The sequence below is a fragment of the Pseudomonas sp. genome (assembly GCF_035277045.1).
Taxonomy (GTDB): Bacteria; Pseudomonadota; Gammaproteobacteria; order Pseudomonadales; family Pseudomonadaceae; genus Aquipseudomonas.
Map to the genome: position 1 here is coordinate 1 of NZ_DATELE010000189.1, position 5,503 is coordinate 5,503.

Consider the following 5,503-nt stretch of genomic DNA (forward strand, 5'->3'; position numbering starts at 1 on the left):
TCAAACCATCGCTAACCTCTGCTTGCGCGTCGGCGCTGCAAACGCCTGGTCAATCGCCGCCAGATCCTCGGCATCCAGCACCAGGTCGCCCGCCGCCGCATTCATCCGCACATGCTCAGGCGACACCGCCTTGGGTATCGCGATCACTCCGTCCTCGCGCGTCACCCACGCCAGACTGACTTGGGCAGGAGTGACACCATGGCGCTCGGCGATCCGCGACAGCACAGGATGCCCCAGCAGCTTGCCAGCCTGCGCCAATGGACAATAGGCCATGGTCGGCAGGCCACGGGCCTGGCTCCAGGGCAGCAGGTCGAACTCGATACCGCGTTGCGACGGGTTGTACAGCACCTGATTGGTTGCGCAATCGGCGTTGTCCAGCTCGATCAGGTCATCCACATCGAAATTCGACACACCCCAACGGCGAATCTTCCCGGTTTCACGAAGACGCTCAAACGCCTCGACCGTTTCCTCAAGCGCATGCTGCCCGCGCCAGTGCAGCAGGTACAGATCGATGCAGTCGGTGCCCAACCGCCGCAAGCTGCGTTCGCAGGCAGCCGGCACGCCCTTGAGGCTGGCGTTGTGCGGGTAGACCTTGCTGACCAGGAACACCTGGTCCCGCCGACCGGCGATAGCCTCGCCCACGACGGTCTCGGCACCCCCCTCGGCATACATCTCGGCAGTGTCGATCAGGGTCAGCCCGAGCTCGATGCCTTGCTGCAGGGCCGCCACCTCGCGGTCCCTCTGGGCAGGGTCTTCTCCCATGTACCAGGTGCCCTGGCCAATGGCCGGAACGTTTGAGCCTGCAAGTTTCAAGGTACGCATGTCACCTCCGGGGGACGGGTATGTGCAAGGAGCACGTCGAGCAGCGCCTGGGCTGCGGTGGACAACTTGTGATCGCCCAGCGAGATGACGCCGATGCGCCGCTCCACGCAGGGTTCGACCAACGGCACGCAGCGTGCGCCGAGTTCCTGCATCTGGCCGATGCACAGCGCTGGCACGGCGCTCACCCCCAGGCCGTTGGCAACCATGCGGCCAATGGTGGTGAGCTGGTGACTCTCGAACGCCACCGCCAGCTTGCCGTGCTCGAGCGCCAGGTGTTCCTCGAGCAGCAAACGCACCGCCGACGGACGCTGCAGGGCAATGAAATCCTGCGCCAGCAACTCGCGCCAGGTCACCCGCGCTTGCAGGGCCAAGGCCGAATCAGCCGGCACCACCGCCACAAACCGGTCCAGGTACAGCGGCTCGAAGTGCAGGGCATCGCCACTGTCGGGTTCAAAGCCAATGCCCAGTTCGACGCGCCGGTGACGCACCAGTTCCAGTACCTGTTCGTTGATCACGTCGTGCACGGTGACGTTGACCCGCGGATAGCGCTGGCGGAACACCTTGAGCGAGGCCGGCAGCAGGTTGCCGGCAAACGCGGGCATCGCCGCGACAGCCACGCGCCCCAGCTGCAAGGTGAAACGCTGGCGCAGCAGCTCTTCGGTGTCCTCCCAGTCCACCAGCAGGCGCCGGGCCAGTGGCAACAGCACTTCGCCTTCCGGGGTCAGGCTGACGCTGCGCGTGGTACGGGTGAGGAGGGCGCCGCCGAGGTTGTCCTCAAGCGCCTTGATCGTAAGGCTCAGGGCCGGCTGCGAGATGTGCAGGTGCTCCCCGGCCTGGGCGAAGCTCTGGTACTTGGCCACGGTAACGAAGGCACGCAACTGCTTGACGTTCATGAGTCTCGATCTTTGTTTTGGAAAAGTTATCAATCGATGAATTAATCAAAATTAACAAATTAGTGGGCGCGGGTGAAGATGCGCTCAACGCTCACCGACACCCCGTCGGTCAACAACGACAACAGGCGGAACAGCATGGCCGGACTGGACAAGCGCGTAGCAACCTATGAACAGGCACTCGACGGCCTGACCGATGGCATGACCGTCCTGGCCGGCGGTTTCGGCCTGTGCGGCATCCCCGAAAACCTGATCGCCGAGATCCGCCACCGCGGGGTCAAGGGGCTGACGGTGGTCTCCAACAACTGTGGCGTGGACGACTTCGGCCTGGGCTTGCTGCTCAAGGACCGGCAGATCCGCAAGATGGTCGCCTCCTATGTGGGTGAAAACGCCGAGTTCGAGCGCCAGCTACTCAGCGGCGAGCTCGAAGTGGAGTTGACCCCGCAAGGTACCCTCGCCGAGAAAATGCGCGCTGGCGGTGCTGGCATTCCCGCCTTTTTCACCGCCACCGGCTACGGCACCCCGATCGCCGAAGGCAAGGAGGTGCGCAACTTCAACGGCCGCAACTACATCCTCGAAGAAGCCATCACCGGCGACTTCGCCATCGTCAAAGGCTGGAAAGCCGATTACTACGGCAACATCGTCTACCGCAACACCGCGCAAAATTTCAACCCGCTGGCCGCCACCGCCGGCCGCATCACCGTGGTCGAAGTCGAAGAGATCGTAGAGCCCGGCGTGCTGCTGCCCAGCGAGATCCACACCCCGGGCATCTTTGTCGACCGGGTCATCGTCGGCACCTTCGAGAAGCGCATCGAAAAGCGCACCGTCAAAGCCTGACCTCCCGCCCAGAACAACAGAGAGACCACAGACATGGCACTGACCCGCGAACAGATGGCCCAACGCGTCGCCCGTGAACTCAAGGACGGCTACTACGTCAACCTTGGCATCGGCATCCCCACCCTGGTGGCCAACTACGTCCCTGATGACATGGACGTCATGTTGCAATCGGAAAACGGCCTGCTCGGCATGGGCGAGTTTCCCACCGAGAGACAGCTCGACGCCGACATGATCAACGCCGGCAAGCAGACCGTCACCGCCCGCCGCGGCGCCTCGATCTTCAACTCCGCCGACTCCTTCGCCATGATCCGCGGCGGCCACGTCGACCTCACCGTTCTCGGCGCCTTCGAAGTCGACGTGCAGGGCAACATCGCCTCTTGGATGATCCCCGGCAAGCTGGTCAAGGGCATGGGCGGCGCCATGGACCTGGTCGCCGGTGCCGAGAACATTATCGTCACCATGACCCACGCCTCCAAGGACGGGGAGTCCAAGTTGCTGTCACGCTGCAGCCTGCCGCTGACCGGCGCGGGGTGCATTCGCAAGGTGCTGACTGACCTTGCGTACCTCGAGATCGAGGACGGCGCCTTCATCCTGCGCGAGACGGCGCCTGGGGTGAGCGTCGAGGAAGTCATCGAGAAGACCGCCGGCAAGCTGATCGTGCCGGAGGGTGTGACGACAATGCGCTTCTAGACCGGTCTGATGAGCATGGCGTCGGTGATTAAATCCCTGCGCCAACCCAACGTTTCTATCTCTGGGCCATATCGGCCGAAACGGATTTCCCAGAGAACAAGGAACACCCTGTAATGCTCGTCCCCATCACCCGCTCCATGACCCTCACCCTGGGCCTGTGCGCCAGCACCTTCGGCCCGCTGTCACTCGCGGACACCGTTGCATCAGCCCCCGAAGCCGGCGTCCTGGAGCTGGGCTCCACCGAGATCCTTGCCCAAGGCCTCGGCACCACCACCGAAAACACCGGCGCCTACACCACCGGCAGCATGAGCACGGCCACGCGGCTGAACCTGTCGGTCAAGGAGACGCCCCAGTCCGTGTCGGTGATCACTCGCCAGCAACTGGATGACTTCAAGCTGACCAACCTGTCCGAGGCGATGGCGCATGTGACGGGTATCACGGTGCAACGCAACGATTCGGAGCGCCCGGCCTATTACTCGCGCGGCTATGCGATCAAGAACTTCCAGATCGATGGGATGCTCAACACGTTTTCGGGGCTGCAGTCTGACTCGGACACGATCATCTATGACCGGATCGAGGTGGTTCGCGGGGCCACGGGGCTGACCACCGGGGCAGGGGACCCGTCGGGAACCATCGCCATGATGCGCAAGCGCCCGACCCATGAGCTGGCGGTGAGCAGCGGCGTCAGTAGTGGTACCTACGACAACTACTACAGCTACCTGGACGTGGGCGGACCGCTGGCCTTCGATGGCCGCTTGCGCGGGCGCACGGTGTTGGCCTACCGCGACAACAAGTCGTACATGGATAATTACCAGGCGCAGCGCGAGGTCGCCTACGGCATCCTGGAAGCCGACCTGACGGACAGTACGGTGCTGGCGGTGGGCTACGATTACCAGAACAAACATGTGCAGGGCTCTTCGTGGGGAACGGTGCCGTTCTGGAACGCTGATGGCAGCAAGGCCAATCTGCCGCGCTCGACCAACCTGGCAGCGCCCTGGTCATCCTGGCCGCTGAAGGACCAGACGGTGTTCGCGACCCTGGACCAGCGGCTCGGCGAGGACTGGACTCTGAAAGCCGCCTACACCCACCGCCAGACCGACAGCGACGGCAAGGTCTATTATGGCGGCAACGGTTTTCCGGATACCGATCGCACCGGAATGACGGCCTGGACGAGCCACTTTTCGGGCGAGGAGACAATGGATGCCGTCGACTTCAACGTGGCGGGACCGTACCAGCTGTTTGGGCGCAGCCATGAGTTCATGATGGGTTATGGAGAGTCGGAACGGCGCAACAACTCTCCCTACATCGTCGGCGATGCCTTGCCGGCCGGCTACACGACCATATCCGACTGGAAAAACATGGGTTCGATACCCAAGTTCTCGGACACCACCACCGGCCTGGATACCTCGCGCGGCAGCACCGAGCAAAAGGCGGGATACATCGCCACGCGCCTGAACCTGACCGACAGTTTCCACGTTGTCATCGGCAGCCGTTATGGCAGCTGGAAAACCAGCAGCCAGTCATGGAAGTACGATACCGGCCTCAATGTCACCGGGCACACCACCAGCGAACAGACCCAGAACGACCAGTGGACGCCCTATGCCGGTGTGCTCTACGACCTGAGCGAACAGTTCACGGTGTATGCCAGCTACACCGATATCTTCAACCCGCAGACCGCCAAGGACGTCAACGAGCAGTACATCGAGCCAGTGGTGGGGAAGGTCTATGAGATCGGCCTCAAGGGCAGCCTGTTCGATGAGCGCGCCAACCTCAGCACAGCCGTATTCCGTAGCAAGCAGGACAACGTCGCCGAGATCGATGACTCCATCCCGCGCGGACCCGATGGCCAGCAATACTATGTGTCTGGCGGCAAGGGCATCGTGGTCGAAGGCTTCGAGGCCGAGATCGCCGGTGAAGTCATGCCGGACTGGAACATGAGCCTGGGCTACAGCTACACCCACGCCGCCGACGCCGAGAAAAAACGCAAGAACACCGAGCAGCCGCTCAACTTGGTGCGCTTCTCCAGCACCTACAAAGTCACCCCGGCACTCACCGTTGGTGGCAGCCTGGACTGGCAGAGCGACAATTACCGCCTGGGCAATCGCCCGGTCGGGCGCGACGCCAGCGGCGACATCATCACGGTGCGCGACAGCATGAGCCAGCGGGCCTTCTCGGTGGTCGGCCTGATGGCCCGCTACCAGTTCGACGAGCACCTGGCGGGCTCGCTGAACGTGAAGAACCTGTTCGACGAGCATTACTACAAC

5 protein-coding genes are annotated in these 5,503 nt (G+C 62.9%); 3 read left to right on the top strand and 2 right to left on the bottom strand.

Annotation, left to right across the window (positions count from 1 at the left end):
- Together VJS90_RS09840 and VJS90_RS09845 are read right to left on the bottom strand one after the other, a co-directional pair.
- Complete coding sequence (locus VJS90_RS09840) at window positions 1-822, bottom strand: aldo/keto reductase (RefSeq protein ID WP_324121446.1); 822 nt, start codon at window positions 820-822, stop codon at window positions 1-3.
- Entirely contained in the window at window positions 810-1,715 is a 906-nt protein-coding gene (locus tag VJS90_RS09845; protein ID WP_324121448.1) for a LysR family transcriptional regulator, read from the bottom strand. The genes VJS90_RS09840 and VJS90_RS09845 overlap by 13 nt, the downstream gene beginning before the upstream one ends.
- 135 nt (window positions 1,716-1,850) lie before the next feature.
- Between VJS90_RS09845 and VJS90_RS09850 the strand changes: the two genes are divergently transcribed.
- The 3 genes from VJS90_RS09850 to VJS90_RS09860 all read left to right on the top strand — a co-directional run.
- Window positions 1,851-2,549, top strand: coding sequence for a CoA transferase subunit A (locus tag VJS90_RS09850; RefSeq protein WP_324121454.1), 699 nt, complete (start codon window positions 1,851-1,853; stop codon window positions 2,547-2,549).
- Window positions 2,550-2,582: 33 nt separating this feature from the next.
- Entirely contained in the window at window positions 2,583-3,239 is a 657-nt protein-coding gene (locus VJS90_RS09855; protein ID WP_324121450.1) for a CoA transferase subunit B, read from the top strand.
- A 113-nt stretch (window positions 3,240-3,352) separates the two neighbouring features.
- Window positions 3,353-5,503 (top strand): TonB-dependent siderophore receptor (locus tag VJS90_RS09860; protein WP_324121452.1); only part of this gene is annotated, 2,151 nt, incomplete at its 3' end.

What these genes read in the sequence shown, in the direction of transcription:
- VJS90_RS09840 (WP_324121446.1), bottom strand. Translation starts at nt 822, where the DNA reads ATGCGTACCTTGAAACTTGCAGGCTCAAACGTTCCGGCCATTGGCCAG.
- VJS90_RS09845 (WP_324121448.1), bottom strand. Translation starts at nt 1,715, where the DNA reads ATGAACGTCAAGCAGTTGCGTGCCTTCGTTACCGTGGCCAAGTACCAG.
- VJS90_RS09850 (WP_324121454.1), top strand. Translation starts at nt 1,851, where the DNA reads ATGGCCGGACTGGACAAGCGCGTAGCAACCTATGAACAGGCACTCGAC.
- VJS90_RS09855 (WP_324121450.1), top strand. Translation starts at nt 2,583, where the DNA reads ATGGCACTGACCCGCGAACAGATGGCCCAACGCGTCGCCCGTGAACTC.